The organism is Candidatus Streptomyces philanthi (assembly GCF_059553635.1).
On sequence record NZ_JCANQV010000629.1, the window covers coordinates 1 to 1,050 of the forward strand.

The window sequence follows — 1,050 nt, forward strand, 5'->3', positions numbered from 1 at the left end:
CGCGCGGCGTCGCTGCATCAGGCTTTCGCCACACGGCGATCGGTGCCAGCCGGGCGTCGCGCGCGCCGCGGGCGCGGGCCCGGTCGACGAGGTCGGAGCAGACGCCGAGGACGACGGAGGCGGCGCGGGCCACCCGCCGTTCCGCCAGGTGCACCAGCCCGGACCGCGCGCCCCGGTGGTGCCCCTTGGTGTGCCAGGTGACGACGAGGGGAACGCGTCCCCCGGGGCCGCGGAGTCCGCGCAGTGCCAGCGCGGCCCGCAGGCCGGCGCGCAGGCCGTGGGCGTGGACCAGGTCGGCGTCCCAGCAGGCGCTGCGCAGCGCGGCCAGTCCGGAGGGGTCGGGGCGCGGCGCGAGGTGGGCGAAGCGCGCGCCGGCCGCGGTGAAGCCGTGGATGTCGTCGGCGCCCGCGTTGGCGCAGACCGTCACCCGTACGCCGCGTGCCTCAAGGCCGGCGGTCAGGGAGCGGACATGGGCGCCGGTGGCGGTGCCGTCGTGGCCGAGCACCTGGACCGTGCGCAGCGCTGTGGTGCCGCGCGGCGGTGCCGGAACGCTGGTCACGGGGCGGGGCTCCTGCGGTCGGGGGCGGGCGGGAGCGGACCGTACCGGAGGGTCGGTCCGCGTGGGGCGGCGTGTTGCAGTGTGCGGTGCGGCGCCCTGGCGTACGGAGGTTTTCGGACGCGGTGGAGCCGGGACGGTACGGAGCGTGTGCTGTTTCCCCCGGCCGCCGTGCCACGGGTGCCGGGCGGACGGTGCGCGGGGGCGGTGGCGCGCGCCCGGTCCCGGGCCCCGTCCACCGGGCCCAGGATGCCAGTCCGGGGGCTGCGCCGGGGTCCCGTTCGCCCGCCGTTCAGGTGGGATGTCCCACCCTCGCCCGCCGGGGATCACCCCCATGGGGGACAAACCGACCGGCCTGTTTGCGAGGTCCGGCAGGCACGACGCACCCGGACACGGCGGCGAAGGCCGCGCGGCGGGGGCGTGGCGCCGGTCCCGGAGGGCCCGGGAACACCGTGGAAAGAGGCGGAAACAGCGGGCCTCAGCGTCCGGAGACC

At 78.3% G+C, this 1,050-nt stretch carries 1 protein-coding gene; it reads right to left on the bottom strand.

What is annotated here, in order from left to right; all coding sequences use genetic code 11:
* Window positions 1-559: glycosyltransferase family 4 protein (locus AC51EU_RS30740; protein WP_496270369.1), on the bottom strand; the 559-nt coding region annotated here is incomplete at its 3' end.
* Window positions 560-1,050: the final 491 nt, after the last annotated feature.